This is a genomic window from Alkalihalobacillus pseudalcaliphilus, assembly GCF_028610675.1.
Lineage (GTDB): Bacteria > Bacillota > Bacilli > Bacillales > Bacillaceae_D > Alkalihalobacillus > Alkalihalobacillus pseudalcaliphilus.
The window spans coordinates 1,168,250-1,192,704 of sequence record NZ_JAQQWS010000001.1 but is presented as its reverse complement, the minus strand read 5'-3'; the positions used below and the strand labels follow the sequence as shown (position 1 = coordinate 1,192,704).

The window sequence follows — 24,455 nt, the reverse complement described above, 5'->3', positions numbered from 1 at the left end:
TCCTATCCTTACTTTATGGCTATAGGTTGGTTATTAAAGGATGGAGAATTGCGGGTGTTTTCTCTCGTGTTTGTTTTGCACAAACGGTGTCTTTCCTTAAGCACTTTGTGTTATGATGGATACAATGTATTTTTATAAAGATAAGGGGTTATGAATATGACGAAAGAAATAAATGTAATAGAAGCACTTCGTCATAATCGTCATGATTGGTTAAATGTGATGCAACTAGTTAAAACCAATTTAGCTTTAGGAAATTACGAAAGGATTGAGGAATTAATACAACAGACGGTACAAACATGTGTCAATGAATCAAAGCTTTCAAGTTTAGGAATTCCTAAAGTTGCAACAAAATTGTTGACGTATAATTGGTTATATGGAAAAGAGAGTTCTTTACATGTCGAAGTGAATGTTGCTGGTAATGAAGCAAATCTAAATAAACGTGAAGACTTGATAGATGGGCTTGTAACAGAGTTACTTTCATCATTTTCTAAATATAGTGATTGGCGGACAGAAAATCATTTATTAATTACGTTTGTTTTGAATGAGAGCTGTTGTGAATTACTTTTTCAGTACGAAGGTGACCTTCAAGTAAGTTCAGAGAATCTCTTCGTATTTGATCATGGAAATGAGTTTAAAATAGAGATAGTGGAATGGCAGCGTGATACATGCTTATTAAGGGTGCAGCTGCCCATTAATAGAGGTGAATGAAATGTTTGTAGATAAGGTAAAGGTATATGTAAAAGGTGGAGACGGTGGTAACGGTATGGTTGCTTATCGCCGAGAAAAATATGTTCCAGATGGTGGCCCGGCTGGTGGAGATGGTGGCCGTGGTGCGAGTGTTGTTTTTGAAGTGGAGGAAGGTCTACGTACGTTAATGGATTTTCGTTATAACCGCCATTTTAAAGCATCTAAAGGAGAGAATGGGCGTTCTAAAAGTATGCACGGAAAGAATGCACAAGATATGATTGTAAAGGTTCCACCAGGTACGACAGTTATTGATGATAAAACAGGACAAGTACTTGCTGATTTAACTGAACATGGTCAAAAAGCAACAATAGCAAAAGGTGGTCGCGGTGGCCGCGGTAATATTCGATTTGCGACACCGGCAAACCCAGCACCAGAAATTGCTGAAAATGGAGAGCCGGGAATTGAGCGAGAAGTTACAGTAGAGCTAAAAGTACTTGCTGATGTTGGTTTGGTAGGATTTCCAAGTGTAGGAAAGTCAACGTTATTATCGGTCGTATCTGCTGCAAAGCCAAAAATCGCTGATTATCATTTTACAACGATTACGCCAAATTTAGGGGTTGTTGAAACAGATGATCAACGCAGTTTTGTTATGGCAGATTTACCTGGTTTAATTGAGGGAGCACATGAAGGAATAGGTCTAGGTCATCAATTTTTGAGACATATTGAACGGACAAGGGTAATTGTTCACGTTATCGATATGTCTGCCTTAGAGGGGAGAGATCCTTACGAGGATTATGTAAAGATTAACGACGAACTTAAACAATATAATTTAAGGTTACTTGAACGTCCACAACTCATTGTCGCTAATAAAATGGACATGCCTGAAGCTGAGGAAAACCTTCGTATTTTTAAAGGGAAATTAACAGATGACGCACCCATTTTCCCTATTTCAGCCTTCACAAAACAAGGTGTACGAGAATTGTTGCTCGCTGTTGCTGATAAAATTGAGGAAACGCCTGAATTCCCACTGTACGAAGAGACAGAGGAGGCGCGCGTTGTTTATAAGCATGAGAAGAAAGAGGAGCCATTTATCATTACGCGTGCAGATGATGGGGTTTTTGAATTAGCTGGAGCGGAGTTAGAACGACTCTTTAAAATGACTGACTTTTCAAGAGACGAATCCGTCAAACGCTTTGCGAGACAGATGCGCGGAATGGGCGTTGATCAAGCGCTTCGTACAAAAGGAGCAAAAGACGGCGACCTTGTCCGTATCATGAAGTTTGAATTTGAGTTTATCGAATAGATGTAAGTAAACAACTACCTACACTAATGCCCATGACCAAGTAGCATGGGCTTTTTTTGCGAAAAGAGAAGCGCCTATCGGTTTGGTTAGTAACAGGCAAGGCCATAATGTGCAAATATGGAAGCTGGTGTGGAGCGTATTTCAAAGAGAGGCAGTTAATGTGCAGATACGGGAGAGGAAGTAGTCGGTATCTGCACAAAGAGCCGGTTTATGTACAGATACGGGAGAGTAAGTAGCCAGTATCTGCACAAAGAGTCGGTTTATGTGCAGATAAGGAAGAGTAAGTAGCCAGTATCTGCACGAAGAGCCGGTTTATGTACAGATACGGGAGAGGAAGTAGTCGGTATCTGCACGAAGAGTCTGTTTATGTGCAGATAAGGAAGAGTAAAGAGCCGGTATCTGCACAAAGAGTCGGTTAATGTGCAGATAAGGAAGAGTAAGTAGCCGGTATCTGCACAAAGAGGCAGTTAATGTGTAGATACTGGAGAGAACCAGTACAGTAACTTAACAATAAACATCACATTTACAAAACCAAAATGGTAGAGTCAATACCTCTATACAATCAGCAGGACAAATGTCTATCCAATATATACATTTTCGTTTAAAGTGGTTGTCAAAAAGTTTCGTCAATTCTATAATAGAAAGAAGCTCATAAAAAGTGTTAATCATTTAATAACGATTGGCACACATAGAGAGGGATATAATATGTCAGAATCACAAAAACAATTTTATCTCGTACGTGAGGATATCCTAACAGACGCGATGGAAAAAACATTAGAAGTAAAGTCCCTATTAGAGTCTGGGAAAGTTAAAAAAATAAATGAAGCAGTTCACCGTGTGGGCTTAAGTCGAAGTGCTTTTTATAAATATAAAGATGGTATTTTTCCTTTTCATACAATGATGAAAGAAAAAATAATTACACTATCTTTGAATTTAGTCGATCGCTCGGGAACACTTTCACAACTATTAACCTTGATCGCAGAATCAGGTGCAAACATTTTAACGATTAATCAATCAATTCCCTTACAAGGTAGGGCACATATTACACTTTCGATCAATACCTCTTCAATGAAAATGGATTTATCTAGTTTAAAAATAAAGATAGAAGAACTAGAAGCAGTGGAGAAAGTGGAGTTAGTCGGATCTGGCTCCTAAAAAGAGAGGGAGAAACCATTGACACAAGTAGCATATTTAGGTCCAAAAGGAACTTTTACAGAAATAGCAGCACGTGCAGCTTTTCCTGATTACTCGCATAAGCCATTTCAAACGATTCCAGCTTGTATTGATGCTGTCAGTGACGGCGAAGCTGAATTAGCAATTGTTCCTATTGAAAATGCAATAGAAGGCTCTGTAAACTTAACATTAGACTATTTAATTCACAAAAAAAGATTACCGATTATAGGGAGTATGACGGTACCGGTAGCTCAGCATTTATTTAGAAGTAATTGGCAAAAGGAAACAAAGGAAGAACCAGTTAAAGTGTTATCACATCCACATGCCATTGCTCAATGTCATGATTATCTGCAAATGCGTTACCCAAATATAGAATTTGAGTATACGAATTCAACAGCACAAGCAGCTAAATGGATTGCTGATAACCCGAAAGAACATGTAATTGGAATCGGAAATGAACTCGCAGCTGCTGAATATGGTCTAGATATTTTAGAGTATAATATTCATGACTTCGATAATAATCGTACCCGTTTTTTTGTATTAGCAAAAAATAAGGATGTATACCGAGTGAGTGGACCATTTAAGTTAGGTGATAAGACGACACTTATGATTACTTTGCCATCTGATTATTCGGGGGCACTTCATCAAGTATTATCGGCATTTGCTTGGAGAAAGCTGAATTTATCTAAAATTGAGTCAAGGCCAACTAAAACAGGTCTTGGTAATTATTTCTTTTTGATTGATGTTGACTATCGTCTCGACGATATCCTTATACCTGGTGTTGTCGCTGAGCTGGAAACATTAGGCTGCGGAGTAGATATACTAGGTAGTTATGAGAGCTTTTCTGTAACAGCTATCCAAGAAAATGTATCCCATGAAGTTCTATAAATGAACTTCATGGTTTTTTTGTTAGGATCGGGAGCAGATTAGCTATTTTCATTTAAAATAAATCCATGTTCTGATAACGCGATGGTTGCTCTTTCGATATCTGCTTCTGTTTGTGCTTCAAGTGTATGCAAATGTACGCCATCTGTAAGAAGAGAAAGAAGAGTAGCATTTGTATGAGCTATTTTATCACAAAAGGCTTTAACTTCTTGACGATTAGAAATTTGTAAAGACGCAGTAATTTCACCATAAATAGGGTGTTCAATAATGACATCTTTAATTGTTACGCCATGGTCGACAAGAAGATTTAATTCGTCCATGGTCTGTTCAGGGGTATGATAGCAAGCGACTATTTTAGTGAAACGCGGCCATGTATATGGTTGTTGATATATATAGCCCTGAGAAGTCGCAAGGATCGGTTCGTTCTTTGCTTTGAGAATGGAGATATCCTGAACAATGACTTGCCTACTCACATGTGTACGGTTTGAAAGTTCCGTTCCTGTTAAAGGTTTATTTTCTGAGCGTAGCCATTGGATAATTTGATTACGGCGTTCTTCTCCCAACAATTTCTTTGATTTCTCCATGTAAATCCTCCTTATAGGTTGCTGATATTTCTAATAATGCTTGGCTTAATGTATGTATATCTTCTTCTGTTGTTTGCTGACCGAAAGTAATACGAATGAATTCGTGTGCCTCGGTGATACTTCGTCCGATTGCGAGTAATGAGGCTGGTGGTTCGGAAAAGTGGGCTCGGCATGCAGAGCTCGTAGATATCGCTATCCCTTTCCGTTTACACTCTAACATTAAAAGTTGTCCCTCCATACCTATTCTTCTTAAAGCGATGTGAAAAGGTAATCGATTGAGTCGATCGCCCTCTAAGACAAAAAGCTTATCTTGTGTAAGAACCAACGATATTAATAAGGCTTGTAGTTGCTTAAGTCTTTTTTCTTCTTTGACTTGATTCGCTGTAATTTCTTCAGCAGCCTCTGTAAAAGCAACGATCGCTGGTATATCGACGGTGCCAGCTCTAAATCCAAATTCGTGCGAAGTTCCGGTTAAAAAAGGTTGCCATTGTACGGTGTTTCTTAATATAGCGACTCCTAATCCTTTTGGGCCATAAATTTTGTGACTTGACAGAGTGAACGCATCAAGGGACTCAAAGGGAATTTCGGTTTTACCAAAGCTTTGCACACAGTCACTCACTAAGAGTATATCATGTTTTTTTAAAAGCCACGAAAGATGTCCCAAATCTTGAATCGTACCTAATTCACTACTTGCATGCCCAATAATCGCCATACTTGTATCATGCTTTATCGATTTCTCAAGCTGGCTCTTTACCACCTTGCCCACGGAATTTAAAGGGATTGCTGTAGAGGTAAAACCGAACCTCTTTAGATAGTGCAGTGCTTGTTTGACGGAATGATGTTCAGTTTCTAAATAGATGATATGTTTACCCTTATGTATGGAAGCTAGGGCAATAGAAACAATCGTTAAAAAATTTGCCTCACTACCAGAGCCGGTAAAATAAATAGAGTGGTGTGGAACATTTAGTAATTGCATGAGTGAATTTCGGCACAACTGTAACACGTTGTCAGCCTCCTCGCCATCATGGTGTAGACTTTGGCTATTTCCGTAATAATGTCTGGCTGCGTGTATGTAAGCTTTTAGGGCGGTTTCGCTCATAGGTGTTGTCGCACTATAGTCAAAATAAAGCATCTTTAATCACCTCTAAAAAAATTCTTGTCAGTATCTTTATTTTATGTAAAGATAGGTGACAAGACAACTGTAATTTTAAAAAAAGGGTGTGAGTAGGTGTCAAAAGCCGGTGTAATAGTGATAGGTAGTGGCATTGCAGGGTTAATGACAGCACATTTATTAGCTGATCAATTTCATGTGATTATTCTCACAAAACATTCATTAACTACGTCGAATTCCTATTTAGCTCAAGGTGGAATTGCTGCAGCTATAGGTAAAGATGATGATTGGAGTAAACATTATGAAGATACAGTTACGGCAGGTTATGACCATCATCATGAAAAACATGTGGAGGAAATGGTTCGGCATGCACCCAGGATCATTGATTCCTTAATAAAGTTGGGTGTACCTTTTGACCGTGACTTACATAAACAAATCAGACTAGGCAAAGAAGCGGCTCACCGAGTAAGGAGAATTGCTCATGTACATGGTGATGGAACCGGGGCAGCATTTATAGATTGTTTGTTAGGACAGCTAAAAAATCGAGTTGAAATCATGGAAAACTCAAGAGTGGAACGACTTTTGGTGGATGATGAACAAGTTGTCGGTGTTCAAACAAATAATTGTAAGTTATACGCAGATTATACCGTGTTGGCAACGGGTGGATTCGGACAGCTTTACACATATACATCCAATTCAATAAGTGCTACAGGAGATGGCGTGACTTTAGCCTATCGTGCAGGTGCAAAACTAATTGATTTGGAATTTATTCAATTTCATCCAACGGTCATCATACAAGGGGGAAAAGCGATTGGCTTAGCGAGTGAAGCTTTACGTGGAGAAGGAGCTTATCTCATTAATGACGAAGGCAAGGCATTTATGAATAGCTTTCCTCAAAAGGATTTAGAAGCTAGAGATATTGTAAGTCGGGAGATTGAAAAACAGCTTGCTGCTGGAAGAAAAGTGTATTTGGATATTAGTTTGGTCAACCATTTTGCTACACGCTTTCCGCAAATCGAGCGAATCTGTCAAAGAAATAACATCAATACAAAAAAAGGAATCGTAGAAGTAGCTCCAGGTGCTCACTTTACCAATGGTGGAGTTCAAACAGATTCTTCAGCTAGAACCTCTCTGTCAAATCTATATGCGGTTGGTGAAGTCGCTTGTACGAAAGTTCATGGTGCAAATCGCTTAGCAAGTAACTCATTACTAGAAGCTCTCTTTTTTGCGGAAAAAGCGGCCACTGATATGTTGAACAGAGCAGTAACTGGCAATGAGATAGGATTGAAATGGATCAATGAAACAGGCAAAATGGACTCGATAAAATCATCTCTTTTCCTGATACCGAGTATAGATGAATTGCGAAAACGCATGTTTCATGCTGTTGGAATACATCGTGAGTCTCGTTCATTAGTGGAGTTTCTAAATTGGTTAGAGGTTTATAAAAATTGGTTTATGGATGAAGAAAAAATTGATTCTACACAAAGAGAGGAAGCCAATCAATATTTATTAGCATATTTGGTTACGAGTGCTGCATTGGGACGAAAAGAGTCACGCGGTGGCCATCATCGACTTGACTTCCCGGAGACAGAATCAGATTGGAATCAGAAAACCTTACAATGGGGCTTATCAAAAAATCGAACAAAATTGACAACGTACATATAGGGGGTAGGAAGAATGAATCAGATTAAGCTTGAACAGCAATTACGGGATTTTTTAGAAGAAGATATAGGTGATGGAGATATAACAAGTCAAGCGTTGCCACAAGGGTTAAAGAAAACGGCTTATATTTTTGCAAAGGAGGATGGCGTTTTTGTTGGTGCATCCATCTTAAAGGTTGGATACTCGATCATAAACCGTCATATAAACGTAAGGTTGATGAAAGCAGATGGTCAATTTGTGGAAAAAGGAGAAACAGTTGCAGAAGTAACAGGTGCTGTTGATCAACTTTTATTAGGTGAGCGTGTTTTTTTAAATCTAATTCAGAGGTTATCAGGTATTGCCACATTAACGAAGAAGTCCATTGAGGCATTAAATGACCCGACGATAAGAGTGTGTGATACAAGAAAAACAACTCCAGGCTTAAGGATGTTAGAGAAATATGCGGTTCGATGTGGAGGAGGATTTAATCATAGAAGAGGTTTAGATCAAGCTGTTTTATTAAAAGAAAATCATCTTGCAGCGTATGGGGGAATTCGTCAAGCTGTTTCTCGTGTGAAAGAAACGTTAGGTCATATGACAAAAATTGAGGTTGAAATTACGAATAAGCAAGAATTAATTGACGTAATCGAAGCCGAAGTGGATGTGATCATGTTTGATAATTATTCATCACAACAAGTAAAAGAACAACAGCCTTTAGTACCCTCAAATATTGTTACAGAGGTTTCGGGTGGAATATCACTGAAAACTATTCGTGAATTCGCTGGATGTGGGGTTAACTATATATCTTTAGGTTTCCTAACCCATTCATACAAGGCCATTGATTATAGCTTCTTACTAAAATAATTTTTCATGATGAAAAAGGAGGGCTAGAATGAGTATTTTGGAGGAATTAAAGAGAGTAGAAAGGTTACCGAAGGAATATTTGAAGATGACAATGTCAGAAAAAGAACAAAGAATCAAGGAAATCAAACAAAAGTTCGGAGACAAACTATTGATACCGGGTCATCATTACCAACGAGATGAAGTCATTCAATTCGCTGATGTAACAGGTGACTCACTTCAGCTAGCTCAAGTAGCTCAGCAAAATCAATCAGCTGAATTTATCGTATTTTGCGGTGTTCATTTCATGGCGGAAACCGCCGATATGTTAACCAATCATAAACAAAAAGTCATCCTACCTGACTTACGTGCAGGCTGTTCTATGGCTGATATGGCAACGATTACTCAAACTGAAAAGGCTTGGGAAAAGCTCATCAATTTGTTTGATGAAACGATCTTACCTATTACATATGTTAACAGTACAGCTGCGATTAAAGCTTTTTGTGGAGAACATGGAGGAGCAACCGTTACGTCGTCCAACGCCAAAAAAATGGTAGAATGGGCCTTTACTCAAAAGCAAAGGTTGTTATTTTTACCAGATCAACATCTAGGGAGAAATACAGCCTATGATTTAGGCATTTCACTTCACGAAATGGTCGTTTGGGACCCGTTAGAAGAAGTAATCGTTAATGAATATCAAACACCTCTACAAGACGTAAAAGTAATACTTTGGAAAGGACATTGCTCAGTCCATGAGAAATTTACAGTCGGCCAAATTGAGGATTTACGAAAACATCGTCCTGAAATGAATATACTCGTTCATCCAGAATGTACATATGAAGTTGTGCAAAAAGCCGATTTAAATGGTTCTACCCATTTTATTATTGAAACGATAAAAAAAGCCCCAAAAGGTAGTGCCTGGGCGATTGGTACGGAGATGAATCTTGTCTCTAGGTTAGCCAAGACTTTTAAAGAGGTAGAGATTATTTCTTTAAATGCTACAATGTGTGCCTGCCTAACAATGAACCGAATCGATATCGATCATTTACTTTGGACACTAGAAGATTTGGAAAAAGGAAATTTGAGAAATGTGATTACGGTTGATGAAAGGACAACGGCATTTGCTAACTTAGCACTTGAACGAATGTTAAAACAATCTTAAATCTTACACATAAGAGCTTATTGTTCATGAAACAATAGGCTTTTTTTCGTTCATGACAATTCGTAGCCCTGTCCACTGGTATAAAACAGTTAAATCTCACATACATTTGCGAATAAGTATAATTTCATTCTAGACGTAATCTATAATTTGGGCACTTTTACAGTGTCAACTTGCCTATAATCTCATACAATGTAATGAATGTAAGAGGAGGGAGCATGATCGTGAAAATTCATATTGTCCAAAAAGGAGAATCTCTTTGGAAAATAGCTCAAAAGCATGGAGTTAATTTTGAAGAATTAAAAAATGTGAACACACAACTAAGTAACCCAGATGTTTTAATGCCTGGCATGAAGGTGAAAATTCCAACTGGCAGTGTACCTGTAAAAAAAGAAGCACCGATATCGCCTCAAACTTTAATAAAAGAGCAACCTGTTGCTCCAGCTGTAAAGGAGCATCCTATTATGAAAAAAGAGCAACCGATTGCTCCAATTCAACAAATGCCTATACAGCAACAGCCAGCTTCGCCTAATTATGAGGCTAATATGAATGTATTTCTATATAACCCACAGCCTAAAAAAGTAATGCCAGCCAAAAAAGAGCAACCAGTTATTCAAGCGAAGGAAAAGCCGGTGGCACCCAAACCAATAAAAGAAAAGCCGATCGCTAAGCCGCCAAAACCGCAACCTCAAGTACAACAAATGCCACAGATGCCTGTGCAACCACAAATGGAAGCACCAGAATATTGTGAGCCAGTTATGCCGCAACCATGTCCACCGATGAATATGGTTCCAATTAGTCCTATGATGCCAGGTTGTGCTAATTGTGGGCACCCTGTTCAGCCTATGCCTTATGGTCAAAAAGGTCATTGGTTTGCTCCACCACCAATGCATCATCAAGGGCATCATCATTATGGGAATATGGGTGGTACTCAGATGCATCAATCAAAAGAGGAATGTGTGGTGGAACCTGTTCACCATCATCCGCCGGCCCAAACATTTCCATCGTTTAACCATCATTACCAACCAGACCATCATGGGAACGGAATGATGCCAATGCCGGGTCAAAACGGAAACGGAATGATGCCAATGCCGGGTCAAAACGGAAATGGAATGATGCCATTCCCAGGCCAAAACGGAAACGGAATGATGCCATTCCCAGGCCAAAACGGAAATGGAATGATGCCGATGCCAGGTCAAAACGGAAATGGAATGATGCCATTCCCAGGCCAAAATGGAATGATGCCAATGCCTGGTAACCAAGCTGGAATGTTCCACAGTATTCAAGATCAATTTATGCCAAGACATCAGGAGCCAAAGGCGAATATGAAGCATTATAGTGAAGAAGACGATTATGAAGATTAAAAGAGCAGCCTCATGAGCTGCTTTTTTTATTACTTAAGAAAATGTTGCGAAGATGAAAACTTTTTTATTCCTGTTAAAAATTTAATGCAAAACCCAATAAACTCCATGGTACGTAAGATGTAACAGACTAAAATGTAGTTTGGAAAGCCACCATATTAGTGAAAGGGGGCTTTCAAATATGAGAAAATTTGCTTTGTCAATTGCATCTGTTATGGTGCTAGCAAGTAGTTTAGTCGCTTGTAATAATACGGATCAAGCGGGTGTACGAAATCATTCCATTACAGGGATGGAAATGAGTGAGACGCGTCATGAAATGAATGGCCACCGTACGAATACTTTTTCTAATAAAGGGTATTATGGTGGTTCAGAATTTGGATCAACTCAAGCACCGAGTCAAGACAATCAAAACACTTATGGACCAAAAGGTTTTGGGCACAGTCCTTATCGTATGAACAATAATCAAATTGGTCATCATGATAAGCGTAGTGGTTTTTGGACGAATGGTGTAACCGGTAATGACCGTGCTCGTATGGTTGATGAGAATGGTGTTGTCAATAAGCGTGCCAATCATCGCAACTTTGGTGTCCGTAATTCTCATCATAATGGTATGAATGTTGAGAATTTCCGCGGTAACCATTCAATTGGTCGTGATCACAACACTGGATTAAGAGCAACTCAAACACATCGTGGTCAAGCCGCATCTAAAATTGCTAAGCATGTAGAAGCTATTGATGGTGTAAATGAATCCCATGTTATTATTCATGGTAATGATATTGTGGTTGCAGTTGATGGTAACGTTCAAGGTACAGAAGATAAAATCAAACGAACAGTACGAGGGTTAACAAACGGAGACCGTGATATACATGTGGTGACAGATAAAGACATGTATGGTCGAGTTCAAGGTTTGAATAACCAACTTCGTCAAGGCACCGGTGAAGCTGTTGATGAAATCGGCTCAACGTTTGAAGCCATGTTAAAAGATATTGGACGTGCCGTCCAACGACCTTTTGAACGTACACGATAATTTGAACATTTGATTTCAACCTTTCTAAAATGAATGAACAAGGCCATTTATGGGAACGCTGAACCCATAAATGGTTCATTTTTTTTATAAAAGGATAGGTGGAGACAAATGAAAATCATTAAATTTTTAATCAACAAAAAAGAATATCCTATTATCCTTGGCTTGTTGTTTTTTATAGGGCTAAGTTGGTTTTTATTATTGGATCAAGAAGATGTAGTCGAACCAAGTGATCATAGTACTTTAGATGTTCGAGAAGAGAAAACCGTTGGAGCCTATGCTCCGTTGACAATGAAGGTTGTCTTAGAACGGCTTTATTTAGATGGAAATGTGCAGAAGGAAGTCATTGAGGAAACGATTTGGTCCATGGAAGACTTTTGGGCCCAGTATGAGGGTTGGGATCTAATTGACCAGAATCAAGATGAAATGGTTTTTCAAACAGAAGTAGATGATGTTTCTCCCATTGTTAAAATTAATGGCTTTTTTGGTTTAACAGACGATAATTATTTACACATTTATGAAGGTATACCAGAAGAAGACCAAATTATTCATTCGTTTTTTCAGATTGATACCGAAAAACTTGAAACGAAACAGTATCAGCAATTAAAAGAAGGGGTTCGGATTCAAGATAAAGCTCATTTTCAAAAGGTTATTGATATGTTAAGGGCTATGCAAAAAGAAGAAAGCTAATTGTATGGTTATAGCTCGAGGCAAGAGGAACGAATAACTTTTCTAAAGCACAAAGACACGTATAAGGTGATTTGTGCTTTTTTGTATGAAAGTTAGTACTCATTTCTCGAGATAACTTGACATTTCGGTCTTTGTTTTTGGTCCGTTTTTGAAAATAGAAATGACCTCACAGACGAATGAATTCGTCTGAAGGTTCATTTCTATTTTCAAAACTTCACGCAGTCGCGTGAAGTAGCCAAGCAAGCTTGGCTAACGGTCCAAAAACACTTGGATTTTAGATGCTAATCCTGATGAGTTATTACTCTCTCTTTTTTTTTGTTGGTGGTGGCTGTTTGTCAGTGCGCTGAATCTTTTTAGGAAAGCTCTTGCGAGCTCCTTTCTAAAAAGCGGCGGGGTTACGGCAAAATGTGAGAATCCTCAAAACCGTTATGAATGAAAAACCACCAGTTAAAGAACAAAATCACACTTTCATATTTGTTGGTGGCGTAAGTGAATCTGTGCTTCACCATGTGAGTTTTGTATGAAAGTTACCCTAAAGGTGATGGGCACTTCTTCGAAAATCGGTGCCCTTTCCTCCTGCAGGAGTTGGCCCCAATCCCTCCGCTAGGGTTCGTGCAGGCTTCTTGGTTAGTGAGTTTCTCTCATATAAAACTTGCATGATAACTTGCTAAGCAACTCATCACCACAAAAACGAAAGTTGGATATTGTTATTGGCTCGGTGGCTCCTCATTCACTTTGTTTTTGTTGTTATTTACTTTAATGAAAGTTATTTGTATTTGAGAATGAGCAGTCACCTAGCGGACGAAAACATGCGGAGACTCCCATGGGGGGTAGTGGCAGAGCTGAAATCCACTAGCGAAGCTAGTTAGTTCGGCGCCACCCCATAGGACGCGGAGCATGATTTTCGGTAGCGGCAATTAGTGCTCCACATTTCAGCGTTAGTCAACTTTCATACAAAATAAATAAAAAGTTATCAAAATCCGTTTAGTAAAGAAAAAACACTACTTTCATATTTGTTGGTGGTGAAGTGAATAAATAGGACTTCACTTCACCATAAGCGTTTTGTATGTGTGTAAAAAGCTATTCGGGAGATGGGGGATATGCTAAAATAGAAATAAATGTTCGTATTTAGAGGAGAGTTTATCAATTGATAGAATATGTATCAGGAAAATTAGTGAGTGTAGAAACGCCATATATCGTTATTGACCATCACGGATTGGGTTATCAAGTTTTTTGTGCGAATCCATTTGTATTTGAGAAGAGTATGAATGAGCACATTCAAGTTTATACCTATCATTATGTGAAGGAAGATTTAATCCGTTTGTTTGGATTTCAGTCAAAGTCAGAACGAGACTTGTTTGAGAAGCTCTTAAATGTATCAGGTATTGGACCAAAAGGTGCCTTAGCCATTTTGGCTTCAGGACAGCCTGATCAAGTCGTCTCAGCCATTGAATCAGAAGATGAAGCTTTTTTAGTCAAGTTCCCTGGTGTTGGTAAAAAAACAGCAAGGCAAATTATCCTTGATTTAAAAGGTAAATTAGAAGAATTTACGATTACATTATTAACGCCTGCTGCTGACGTAAAAAGAACGGCGAAAGTCACAGCAAATAATGAGGCTTTGGAAGAAGCATTTGAAGCGTTGCGTGCTTTAGGTTACGTAGAAAAGGAACTCAAAAAGGTGCGACCAACATTATCAGAGGAAACCCTCTCAACAGATGCCTATATAAGAAAAGCGTTACAGCTTATGCTTAAAGCGTAAAAGGAGGTAAAGTCATGGAAGAGAGAATGGTTTCGGCCAGTCAGCAGTGGGAGGATCAAACCGCTGAACAATCAGTGAGACCATTACGCTTATTAGATTATATTGGTCAAGAGGATGTTAAGAAAAATTTAGAAGTATTTATAGAGGCTGCTAAAATGAGAGAGGAAAGCCTCGATCATGTCTTATTGTACGGTCCTCCTGGGCTTGGAAAAACAACGTTATCAACGATTATTGCAAATGAAATGGATGTACAAATTCGAACGACGTCTGGCCCGGCTATTGAGAGACCGGGTGATTTAGCAGCCATTTTAACGGCTCTAGAACCAGGTGATGTACTTTTTATAGATGAAATTCATCGATTAAATCGGATCGTCGAAGAGGTATTATACCCGGCAATGGAGGATTTCTGTCTCGATATTGTGATTGGTAAAGGACCTACAGCACGTTCAGTGCGGTTAGATTTACCTCCTTTTACGTTAGTCGGTGCTACAACGAGGGCTGGTATGCTCTCAGCTCCTTTACGCGATCGTTTTGGGGTTTTAGCCCGACTTGAGTTTTATAACGTGGATGAATTAACACAAATTGTCAAGCGGACGGCAGACGTATTAGATATTGAAATGGACCACGAAGCGGCAATAGAAATGGCAAGTAGATCGCGTGGCACACCAAGGATTGCCAATCGCCTTTTACGGAGGGTGAGGGACTTTGCCCAAGTGCAGGCAGATGGGGCTGTTTCCTATGAAATTGCCAGTCATGCTTTGCAAAAACTTCAAGTTGATGAATTAGGACTCGATCATATCGATCATAAACTTTTATTTGCGATGATGGACCGATTTAATGGTGGTCCAGTTGGTATTGAAACGATTTCTTCGACCATTGGGGAAGAGGCTGATACGATTGAAGATGTCTATGAACCATATCTTTTACAGATTGGATTTATTCAAAGAACACCACGTGGACGAATTCTGACGCCGTTATGTTATCAGCATTTTCAACGGGAGGAACCATCGAAATGAATACCATCCCTAAGTTCATTATTACGATTGGAGTCGTTTTGATTGTAGTCGGCATTTTGTGGCAACTATTTGGACGTTTTATCCCACTTGGCAAGCTACCAGGTGATATTGTCATTAAAGGAGAGAATACAAGCTTTTATTTTCCTGTTGTTACATGTCTACTTATAAGTGTGGTACTGTCACTTATTTTTATTTTGATTGGTCGCTTTCGCTAAACTCTTGATTAATTGTTAAAGTTTCGATAAAATTATTAAGATGCCCAATTTTGAACGGATAGAAAAGGTGACCTTACGAATGCACGTAGAAGATTTTGATTTTCATTTACCTGAACATTTAATCGCACAGACGCCGCTACAAGACCGAACGGCGTCTCGTTTGCTTGTCTTAAATAAACAAACTGGAGAGATTCAGGACGATCATTTTCCTGATGTTTTAGCTTATCTTCAACCTGGAGATTGTTTGGTATTAAACGATACCCGCGTTTTACCAGCAAGGTTATTTGGTGTAAAAGCCGAGACCGGTGCTAAGGTTGAGGTTTTATTACTAAAGCAAGTAGAAGGTAATAGTTGGGAAACATTAGTAAAGCCCGCTAAACGGGTGAAGGTTGGAACAGAGCTTGACTTTGGTGAAGGCATGTTAAAAGCTCGATGTACGGAAGAGTTAGAACATGGTGGCCGTGTGATGGAGTTGCATTTTGAAGGCATTTTGCATGAAGTGTTAGATAAGCTTGGAGAAATGCCGCTACCACCGTATATTCGTGAACAACTTGATGACCGCGAACGTTATCAAACCGTGTTTGCTGAAAAGAGGGGTTCTGCAGCGGCCCCGACTGCTGGGTTACACTGGACGGAAGATTTACTAGCAGAAGTAAAAAAGATGGGAATTCAAATCGCTAAAATTACGTTACATGTTGGTTTAGGTACTTTTAGACCAGTGAGTGTGGATTCTTTAACTGACCATGCTATGCATGCAGAATTTTATGAAATGAGTAAAGAAACGGCTGGAATCTTAACAGCAACACAAAAAAATGGCGGTAAAATTATAGCAGTAGGGACAACCTCTGCAAGAACACTTGAAACCATTATGCAAGAGCACGGTCGTTTTTGTGAGGCATCAGGATGGACCTCTATCTTTATTTACCCGGGGTTTCAATTCAAAGGGTTAGATGCTTTATTAACCAATTTCCACTTACCCAAGTCAACATTAGTTATGTTAGTGAGTGCCCTTGCGGGTCGGGAAAATGTATTACATGCCTATCATCACGCCATTTCAGCTCAGTACAGATTTTTTAGTTTTGGCGATGCGATGCTCATTACTGACCGGAATCGAGAAAAATAATAAGAAGGTTTTTGAAGGAGGATTTACTTAGATGGCAGCTGTCACCTATGAATTAATAAAAACATGCAAACAATCAGGAGCTCGTCTTGGTAAAGTTCATACACCTCATGGTACAATAGAAACACCGATCTTTATGCCAGTAGGAACTTTAGCTACAGTAAAAACAATGAGTCCTGAAGATTTATATGACATGAATGCTCAAATTATATTAAGCAATACATACCACCTTTGGTTACGCCCTGGGCATGACATTATTAAAGAGGCAGGCGGCTTACACAAGTTTATGAATTGGAAGCGCCCAATTCTAACTGATTCTGGTGGTTATCAAGTATTTAGCTTGAGTGATTTAAGGAAAATTGAAGAAGAAGGGGTTCATTTTCGTAACCATTTAAGTGGGGAGAAATTGTTCTTAAGCCCTGAGGGAGCGATGGAGATTCAAAACGCATTAGGGTCTGATATTATGATGGCCTTTGATGAATGTCCGCCGTATCCGGCTGATTTTGAATATATGAAGCAATCTGTAGAGCGGACAAGCCGTTGGGCAGAGCGTTGTATTTCTTCACACCAACGCCCGCAAGACCAAGGTCTTTTTGGAATCATTCAAGGTGGAGAATATGAGGAACTGCGTAGGCAAAGTGCTGCTGACCTCGTTTCCTTAGATTTTCCTGGTTATGCGATTGGTGGATTGTCAGTTGGAGAACCAAAGGATGTTATGAATAGAGTTTTGGAATTTACGACACCACTTATGCCAGCTAATAAGCCACGTTACTTAATGGGAGTTGGCTCACCAGATTCGTTAATTGATGGTGCGATTCGTGGGATTGATATGTTTGATTGTGTCTTGCCAACGAGAATTGCCCGTAATGGTACGTGTATGACAAGTGCAGGGCGGTTAGTTGTTCGAAACGCCAAATATGCAAAAGATTTCCGTCCTTTAGATGAAAATTGTGATTGTCACGTTTGTCAAAATTATTCAAGGGCCTATATTCGTCATCTTGTTAAGTGTGAGGAGACATTTGGGTTCCGCTTGACGACGTATCATAACTTATATTTCTTATTAAATTTAATGGAGCAAGTAAAACAAGCCATTCGTGAGGATCGCTTATTAGATTTTAGAGAAGAATTTTTCGAACAATACGGTTTTAATAAACCAAATGCGAAAAATTTCTAATCATATATAAAGATAAGTTTTACTAAATGAAAGGGGTGAATAAAGAATGGAAATGTTAATTTCTTTACTGCCATTAATTTTAATGTTTGTCGTATTTTATTTCTTATTAATTCGACCGCAACAAAAGAAACAGAAACAAATTCGTGAAATGCACAGCGCGTTATCGCGTGGTGACAAAATTATTACAATCGGTGGATTACACGGAACGATTGACGCTGTTGATGATGAAGTGATGGTTATCTTAGTTAATGATAATCGTAAGCTTACATTTGACAAATCAGCAGTACGTGAAGTAGTTAATCCTGACTGATGAACCAAAAGTAGCTGACAAGTGGGACTTCCCATGCTTGTCAGCTTTTTTATTAGGAATGACCGCCAAATAAATTAACTCCTACCATACCTCCAAATGCACCACATACGATATATGCGCCATGAAATAAATATTGCTCAAGTGTAAAGCTTTGATCAAACCCAAGAAACTGGACGAAAAATGTAATCAGGCAAAAAACAAGTGTGGTTGTGGCACCGATTAAAAGCCCCTTGGACTTTGATTTTGCACCGGCGGCAATTCCGCCAATTAAAATGGTTATAAAGGCAACGATTTTTGTGACTAAACTTAATGACTCCTCAGTCAACTGTGTCAATGACAAAATCGTTGCAGCTATTAGACTAAACACAACTGCTATAGAAAAAATGGTGAGTAATCCAATTAGTATAGCTGGAAAAAAGTGACGATACGACTCCACAATACTTCCCCCTCTCGGTTCTCATATAACAGCTTATTCAGGCTTGTTCAAAAAAATGATTTCAATTACGAATTTGCCTCATTCGTTTTTCCAAAAGCTACATGGTACAAAAAAATGAATGAGGACAAACTAAAGGTAAAATCAATCATATTTGTAAAAGGGGAGAAAGTTAGTGGATATTTCAACAATTGTATTACGAACATTCCTCGTTTACTTTATTATATTGATTGTCTTACGGTTTATGGGGAAAAGAGAAATTGGACAGTTGTCTGTGTTAGACTTTGTTGTTTCGATTATGATAGCTGAGTTAGCGGTTATTTCCATTGACGATGAGCAGTCTTCTATGCTTCATTCCTTAGTACCTTTAGTTGTTTTAGTATTGATTCAAATTGTATTTGCTTATTTATCACTAAAGAGTAGTTGGTTTAGAAAATTAGTGGATGGCAAACCAACTGTCCTTATCAATGCCGGAAAAATTGATGAACACGAGATGAGAAAGCAACGCTATAATTTTGATGATCTTCTCATGCAGCTAAGACAAAATAAAGTGAGTAAAGTTTCTGATGTAGAGTTCGCCATTTTAGAACCTTCAGGAAAATTGTCTGTAATCGAAAAAGACAAAAAAGATAAGCAATCCAATCACAAGCCAAAATTACCATTGCCGATTATTTTGGATGGCAAGATACAGGATGATAATTTAGAGCAGATCGGAAAAACACCGCTTTGGGTAAGACAACAAATGAGGAAGCTTGGATATCGTGATATCAAAAAGATTTCCTATTGTTCATTAAAAGATGATGACACATTTTTTGTGGATTTAAAAGATGAGAAATGAGCGATGTTTGACACAGACAAATACACCACAAAGGCTCGCCCATAAAAGAGCTTGTGGTGTATTTGAGTTACTTCAACACATGATTATAGTAGTCATTTAACGGACAAAACGGCCTAATATCTTGCCAAAGAGTGGGAGCCTGTTTACTTCGTGTTTGTTAACGAGCTTTAATAGGAAGGTGAGTGCGATGTAAAAAATGGCTGTTAGGATAATTGCTATACTAGTATCAAGCAATAAAGAGTTGGATATGTCAATAAATTGATTACTAGCATAACTGAATAGCGTCGTTGCAGCTAATAAAACTAACATTTTTGCGATTAAGCGTATTTCGAGTGTAAAGCCAATCGTTTTTACGACAGTGGCAAAATGAAGGAGCGTAACAAGTACAAAACCGATAATGACAGCTAATGTGGCTCCCATGATACCAAGCTCAGGCTGCGAGGCTAAAGCGAAAATCGCGGCTATTTTGATGATGGCACCAAATAAACTATTCATCATCGCTGCTTTGGCTAAATCAAGGGCTTGGAGAACGGCTTGAAGAGGCCCTTGTAAATATAGAAATATGCTGAACGGGGCTAACAACTTAATATACATAGCAACATTGGGTGCATTGTACATGAGTGTTACTACTTGTTCGGCAAAAATATATAAAACGACACAAGAGATGCCCCCTGAAAGAAGAGCTAGTCTTAATGCTTGAGTTAACCTATAATGAATCGTTTTAAAATGCTTATGTGCAGCTGCTTCGCTAATGGCGGGTACGAGAGAAACCGATAAAGATTGCGTGATAAAAGTGGGAAGCATAAGTAATGGAATGGCAAACCCAGCTAGCTCACCATATTGTTTTGTAGCCATAACCGTTGCCATGCCAGCAATAGCTAAGCTTTGAGCGACGACAATCGGTTCAAAAAATAAAGCGATTGAACCAATGAGTCGACTGCCGGTAGTAGGAATGGCAATGCGCATTAAGTCAGATAAGGTTTGCTTGCCCCCTTTTGCATAGGTCATAAACTGTTGTCTTAATCGAAAAGCTTTTTTTTGTTTGAATGCCCAAATCATATAAATTAATGAAATAAACTCTCCGGCTACAACCGAAATCATCGCCCCAGCTGCTGCATATTCAACCCCTAATGGCAAAAAGGCGGTCGTAGTAACAGCAACGAGTGTAATCCGTACAATTTGTTCGATTACTTGGGAAATGGCGGTTGGTGTCATATTCTGTTTTCCTTGGAAATAACCGCGTATAATAGCTGATACAGCGACGATTGGTACGATAGGTGTAATGGCTATGAGTGGGAAGAAGGCACGCTCGTCTGTTAAAAGATGGGCAGCAACTAAAGGGGCGAATACAATCATTAATGTTGTAAACACAACGGTAAGGGTTAACGTAACACTTAAAGAAACAACGAGCACTCGTTTGACTCGTACCCCGTCATTTTTGGCTGCAGCCTCAGCGACAAGTTTTGAAATAGCAACAGGTAATCCGAGTTGGGTTAAGGTCATGACAAGTAATAGGGTCGGGATGGCCATCATATAAAGGCCGACCCCTTCAGCTCCCATGATTCTAGCGACAACGATTCGATTTATAAATCCAAGAATTTTGGTGATAAAGCTTGCGACAATTAAAATAAAAGCCCCTTTTAAAAAGGTTTGCTTGGACATATTCACCCTACTTTCTCAAAAAAAGTGATGGAAATTTTACGTATTTATATATATGCTAGAAAGTGGGGCAAGCATGACAAGCTTTTTGATGGAGTGATTGCTCAATTCGTTTACATAGGCGGTGATGATATGGGGGAAAAACAGCAGTTTGATGGATGGCGTAATGCTGTTGAACCAGCCTTAGACAGTAAGGTTGATGAGTTTCATTTATTAGGATATGAGCGAGTTACGAAAGACGAGATTTGGGATTGCCTAATGTATGAGCTTCGTAAACCAAAGGAATTTATACATATCAACCAATTTGTGAACAAGCTTTTATTATTAAAACCACAAGCGTATATGAATTGGCTAACAGTAAAGGCTTATCAGGATCCAACAGATTGGTTTGCAGACTTTGAAAAGGACGCACAATCGTAAATTAGGACTATACGAGTATTTGAAACCAAGTCAAATGAACTTGGTTTTTAATCTTGGTCAATTATGGTATTATGTTAGAAAAGTGTATTTAGAAGTATGAGCGTTTTGTTTTTTTATAAAGGGAGGTCATAGTGGGTATGGTCAAAAAGGGTCGAATTGCCGCTTTTTTTGTCATTGTTGCGGCTATTGCGGTCTTAATTAGCACAACCGTGATGGACATAACAAAGGATGTAAATTTAGGCTTAGACCTTCAAGGTGGTTTCGAAATTTTATATGAAGTCGAGCCTGCCAATGAAGGAGATGTCATTGATCATAATGCATTAGTAGCAACAGTAGCTGCATTAGATCAACGAATTAATGTTATTGGAGTATCTGAACCAAATATTCAAATTGAAGGAGACGATAGAATTCGTGTCCAGCTTGCTGGTGTTGAAAACCAACAGCAAGCCCGTGAAATGCTCTCGACTGAGGCGGTTTTGACGATACGTGATGTTGACGACAACATTTTATTGGAAGGTTCTGATTTAAGGCAGAATGGGGCTAGTGTCGGCTTTGATGACCGTACTGGAGCACCAGTTGTTCAAATAACTTTAAGAGATGCAGAAAAGTTTGGAGACGTCACAAGGCAAATTTATGAAAGACGTGACACACAAGAAAACTTGATGGTGATCTGGTTAGACTTTGAAGACGGTGATTCCTTCTATGGGGAAACAGGTAAAGGGGATCCAAAATTTTTATCAGCAGCTACTGTAGGTGAAGTTTTCCGTACGACGCAGGTTCAAATTACCGGCGATTTTACGATGAACGAAGCTCAAAACCTAGCTGAACTTCTGAACGCTGGTTCTCTTCCTGTTAGTTTGACGGAGATTTATTCTAATTCTGTTGGAGCTTCACTCGGTGAGCAAGCGATGGAAAAAACGATTTATGCTGGTTTTATTGGGGTAGCATTAATCTTTATTTATATGATAGTCTATTATCGCTTTGTTGGTGTGATTGCTGTCCTTACGCTTTCAGCTTACATATATTTAGTGTTATTAGTATTTAATTTAATGAATGCTGTATTAACTCTACCTGGAATAGCTGCCTTAATACTTGGGGTTGGTATGGCGGTTGATGCCAATATTTTAACGGCAGAACGAATAAAAGAGGAGCTTCGAGCTGGTAAATCAGTGATGTCTGCGTTTAAAGCCGGAAGTAAACGAGCATTTACAACGATTTTAGATGCAAACTTAACGTCACTTATTGCAGCGGGTGTGATGTTTGCTTACGGGACAAGCTCTGTACAAGGATTTGCCGTTATGTTAATCGTTGGTATTCTTGTAAGTTTTGTCACTGCTGTATTTGGAGCACGTATATTATTAGGTTTATGGGTTAACAGTAGGGCCTTGAATAAAAAGTATTGGTTATTTGGGGTAAAGGAGGAACAAATCGATGAACTTTAATACACAGGATTTAAAGATTGATTTTGTTAAACATCGTAATAAATTCTTCCTTTTCTCAGGTTTATTTTCGTTACTAGGTGTGATTTTATTATTTACGTTAGGTTTTAATCTAGGCATTGATTTTCAGAGTGGTTCTCGAGTTGAAGTACTAAGCTCGGAAACACTTACAGCGGAAGAGGTGACAGAGCAGTTCGCTGCTATTGATGAAGCCTTAATTCCTGATGATATTGTACTTGCGGGTGATAATCGTGAAATTGCCAATGCTCGTTTTACAGAGGAACTGCCAAATGCTCAAATTGCTCAAATACAAAATCATTTTTTAGAAGAATATGGATCTGAACCAAATGTTAGTACCGTTTCACCAATGGTTGGGGAAGAACTAGCTCGTAATGCGATCATTTCTGTCATTCTAGCGTCGTTAGGAATTATGGTGTATATCGCTTTTCGATTTGAATACTTATTTGGAATTGCAGCGATTGTTGGATTGATTCATGATGCGTTGTTTGTCTTAATGATTTTTAGTTTATTTCAGATTGAGATTAATATCCCGTTCATTGCTGCAATTTTAACCGTTGTGGGTTATTCGATTAATGATACGATCGTTACCTTCGATCGAATTCGTGAAAACATGAAGTTTGCTAAGAAAATTAAGGGATATAAAGATTTAGCGGATATTGTTAACAAAAGTATTGTACAAACATTAGCACGTTCGATTAATACAGCGTTAACGATTGCTTTTGCTGCCGCGGCGATTATGGTGTTTGGTGGCGAATCGATTCGTTCGTTTGCTTTGGCACTCGTAATTGGTATCATTGCCGGAACATATTCTTCGATGTTCTTAGCCGCTCAATTATGGGTCGTATGGAAGGCAAAAGCTTTAAAGCGTCAAAAGAATAAACCAAAAAGAAGAGAAGAGGTTGAGCCAACGACGTAACCTAGTTGTTAGAAGACTAGAAAGTGGATCCGTGATTATATGAGCCGGTGATTTTTTACTAATCGTAAAATATCACCGGTTTTGATTTGGGAAGCAGTTCCTCATAGCTATAGGGATGTTGAAGAGGGTTCAATACTAATGTGGTTAGTAACTCAACAAAGAGGGCTGTTAATGTGCAGATAAGGAAGAAAAGGTAGTCAGTATCTGAACAAAGAGGCGATTAATGTGCAGATATGGAAGAGAAAAGAGCTAGTATCTGAACAAAAAGGGTGCTAATGTGCAGATGCGGAAGAGAAAAGAGCTAGTATCTGAACAAAGAGGGCTGTTAATGTGCAGATAAGGAAGAAAAGGTAGTCAGTATCTGAACAAAGAGGCGATTAATGTGCAGATATGGAAGAGAAAAGAGCTAGTATCTGAACAAAAAGGGTGCTAATGTGCAGATGCGGAAGAGAAAAGAGCTAGTATCTGAACAAAAAGGGCGTTAATGTGCAGTTAAGGAAGAAAAGGTAGTCAGTATCTGAACAAAGAGGCGATTAATGTGCAGATACGGAAGAGAAAAGAGCTAGTATCTGAACAAAAAGGGTGCTAATGTGCAGATGCGGAAGAAAAGGTAGTCAGTATCTGAACAAAGAGGCGATTAATGTGCAGATACGGAAGAGAAAAGAGCTAGTATCTGA

Annotated in this window: 24 protein-coding genes; 20 read left to right on the top strand and 4 right to left on the bottom strand. The window is 38.8% G+C overall.

Annotated elements, in window-relative coordinates; translation table 11 throughout:
* Positions 1-156 precede the first annotated feature (156 nt).
* From PQ479_RS06005 to pheA, 4 genes are all read left to right on the top strand, one after another.
* Complete coding sequence (locus tag PQ479_RS06005) at positions 157-708, top strand: Spo0B domain-containing protein (RefSeq protein WP_053070383.1); 552 nt, start codon at positions 157-159, stop codon at positions 706-708.
* Between the two features lies 1 nt (position 709).
* A complete protein-coding gene (gene obgE / locus PQ479_RS06000) occupies positions 710-1,990 on the top strand; it encodes a GTPase ObgE (protein ID WP_047988579.1) in 1,281 nt (426 codons plus the stop codon).
* A 705-nt stretch (positions 1,991-2,695) separates the two neighbouring features.
* Positions 2,696-3,145, top strand: a complete 450-nt coding sequence (locus tag PQ479_RS05995) for an ACT domain-containing protein (RefSeq protein WP_047988580.1) — start codon at positions 2,696-2,698, stop codon at positions 3,143-3,145.
* An 18-nt stretch (positions 3,146-3,163) separates the two neighbouring features.
* Positions 3,164-4,051: a prephenate dehydratase gene (gene pheA, locus PQ479_RS05990; protein ID WP_047988581.1), complete on the top strand. Its 888-nt coding sequence runs from the start codon at positions 3,164-3,166 to the stop codon at positions 4,049-4,051.
* 38 nt (positions 4,052-4,089) lie between these two features.
* Here pheA and PQ479_RS05985 read toward each other — a convergent pair whose 3' ends face one another.
* Positions 4,090-4,632, bottom strand: a complete 543-nt coding sequence (locus tag PQ479_RS05985) for a transcription repressor NadR (protein ID WP_047988582.1) — start codon at positions 4,630-4,632, stop codon at positions 4,090-4,092.
* Positions 4,592-5,764 (bottom strand): IscS subfamily cysteine desulfurase, encoded by a 1,173-nt coding sequence (locus PQ479_RS05980; RefSeq protein ID WP_047988583.1) that lies wholly within the window; start codon positions 5,762-5,764, stop codon positions 4,592-4,594. Before PQ479_RS05980 ends, PQ479_RS05985 begins: the two co-directional genes overlap by 41 nt.
* A gap of 96 nt (positions 5,765-5,860) precedes the next feature.
* On the opposite strand from PQ479_RS05980, the gene nadB reads away from it, so the two are divergent.
* From nadB to yajC, 12 genes are all read left to right on the top strand, one after another.
* Entirely contained in the window at positions 5,861-7,408 is a 1,548-nt protein-coding gene (gene nadB, locus PQ479_RS05975; protein WP_047988584.1) for an L-aspartate oxidase, read from the top strand.
* Between the two features lie 12 nt (positions 7,409-7,420).
* Positions 7,421-8,248, top strand: coding sequence for a carboxylating nicotinate-nucleotide diphosphorylase (gene nadC, locus PQ479_RS05970; RefSeq protein WP_047988585.1), 828 nt, complete (start codon positions 7,421-7,423; stop codon positions 8,246-8,248).
* Positions 8,249-8,276: 28 nt separating this feature from the next.
* Positions 8,277-9,386 (top strand): quinolinate synthase NadA, encoded by a 1,110-nt coding sequence (gene nadA / locus PQ479_RS05965; RefSeq protein ID WP_047988586.1) that lies wholly within the window; start codon positions 8,277-8,279, stop codon positions 9,384-9,386.
* Positions 9,387-9,601: 215 nt separating this feature from the next.
* Positions 9,602-10,747: a SafA/ExsA family spore coat assembly protein gene (safA, locus tag PQ479_RS05960; protein WP_053070384.1), complete on the top strand. Its 1,146-nt coding sequence runs from the start codon at positions 9,602-9,604 to the stop codon at positions 10,745-10,747.
* 178 nt (positions 10,748-10,925) lie between these two features.
* Positions 10,926-11,771, top strand: coding sequence for a YhcN/YlaJ family sporulation lipoprotein (locus tag PQ479_RS05955; RefSeq protein WP_047988587.1), 846 nt, complete (start codon positions 10,926-10,928; stop codon positions 11,769-11,771).
* 108 nt (positions 11,772-11,879) lie between these two features.
* The gene (locus PQ479_RS05950; RefSeq protein ID WP_047988588.1) at positions 11,880-12,458 is read left to right on the top strand and encodes an intercompartmental signaling factor BofC; all 579 of its coding nucleotides are present in this window, start codon (positions 11,880-11,882) and stop codon (positions 12,456-12,458) included.
* Positions 12,459-13,605: 1,147 nt separating this feature from the next.
* Positions 13,606-14,217: a Holliday junction branch migration protein RuvA gene (ruvA, locus tag PQ479_RS05945; protein WP_047988589.1), complete on the top strand. Its 612-nt coding sequence runs from the start codon at positions 13,606-13,608 to the stop codon at positions 14,215-14,217.
* Between the two features lie 14 nt (positions 14,218-14,231).
* Positions 14,232-15,233 carry a Holliday junction branch migration DNA helicase RuvB gene (gene ruvB, locus PQ479_RS05940; protein ID WP_047988590.1) on the top strand — a complete coding sequence of 334 codons (1,002 nt, stop codon included), beginning with the start codon at positions 14,232-14,234 and terminating at the stop codon, positions 15,231-15,233.
* Positions 15,230-15,448: a DUF2905 domain-containing protein gene (locus tag PQ479_RS05935; protein ID WP_047988591.1), complete on the top strand. Its 219-nt coding sequence runs from the start codon at positions 15,230-15,232 to the stop codon at positions 15,446-15,448. The genes ruvB and PQ479_RS05935 overlap by 4 nt, the downstream gene beginning before the upstream one ends.
* Before the next feature lie 79 nt (positions 15,449-15,527).
* On the top strand, positions 15,528-16,571 hold the full coding sequence (gene queA, locus PQ479_RS05930) for a tRNA preQ1(34) S-adenosylmethionine ribosyltransferase-isomerase QueA (RefSeq protein ID WP_047988592.1): 1,044 nt from the start codon (positions 15,528-15,530) through the stop codon (positions 16,569-16,571).
* A gap of 31 nt (positions 16,572-16,602) precedes the next feature.
* Positions 16,603-17,742, top strand: coding sequence for a tRNA guanosine(34) transglycosylase Tgt (gene tgt / locus PQ479_RS05925; protein ID WP_047988593.1), 1,140 nt, complete (start codon positions 16,603-16,605; stop codon positions 17,740-17,742).
* A gap of 46 nt (positions 17,743-17,788) precedes the next feature.
* Complete coding sequence (gene yajC, locus PQ479_RS05920) at positions 17,789-18,052, top strand: preprotein translocase subunit YajC (protein WP_047988594.1); 264 nt, start codon at positions 17,789-17,791, stop codon at positions 18,050-18,052.
* Positions 18,053-18,104: 52 nt separating this feature from the next.
* Here yajC and PQ479_RS05915 read toward each other — a convergent pair whose 3' ends face one another.
* Positions 18,105-18,488: a TIGR04086 family membrane protein gene (locus PQ479_RS05915; RefSeq protein WP_047988595.1), complete on the bottom strand. Its 384-nt coding sequence runs from the start codon at positions 18,486-18,488 to the stop codon at positions 18,105-18,107.
* Positions 18,489-18,660: 172 nt separating this feature from the next.
* Between PQ479_RS05915 and PQ479_RS05910 the strand changes: the two genes are divergently transcribed.
* Positions 18,661-19,323 (top strand): DUF421 domain-containing protein, encoded by a 663-nt coding sequence (locus PQ479_RS05910; RefSeq protein WP_047988596.1) that lies wholly within the window; start codon positions 18,661-18,663, stop codon positions 19,321-19,323.
* Between the two features lie 96 nt (positions 19,324-19,419).
* On the opposite strand, the gene spoVB is transcribed toward PQ479_RS05910, so the two are convergent.
* Positions 19,420-20,985: a stage V sporulation protein B gene (spoVB, locus tag PQ479_RS05905; RefSeq protein WP_047988597.1), complete on the bottom strand. Its 1,566-nt coding sequence runs from the start codon at positions 20,983-20,985 to the stop codon at positions 19,420-19,422.
* Positions 20,986-21,114: 129 nt separating this feature from the next.
* On the opposite strand from spoVB, the gene PQ479_RS05900 reads away from it, so the two are divergent.
* From PQ479_RS05900 to secF, 3 genes are all read left to right on the top strand, one after another.
* Positions 21,115-21,402, top strand: a complete 288-nt coding sequence (locus PQ479_RS05900) for a post-transcriptional regulator (protein WP_047989523.1) — start codon at positions 21,115-21,117, stop codon at positions 21,400-21,402.
* A gap of 137 nt (positions 21,403-21,539) precedes the next feature.
* Positions 21,540-22,844: a protein translocase subunit SecD gene (secD, locus tag PQ479_RS05895; protein ID WP_083991289.1), complete on the top strand. Its 1,305-nt coding sequence runs from the start codon at positions 21,540-21,542 to the stop codon at positions 22,842-22,844.
* Positions 22,834-23,778 carry a protein translocase subunit SecF gene (secF, locus tag PQ479_RS05890; RefSeq protein ID WP_083991229.1) on the top strand — a complete coding sequence of 315 codons (945 nt, stop codon included), beginning with the start codon at positions 22,834-22,836 and terminating at the stop codon, positions 23,776-23,778. The genes secD and secF overlap by 11 nt, the downstream gene beginning before the upstream one ends.
* Positions 23,779-24,455: the final 677 nt, after the last annotated feature.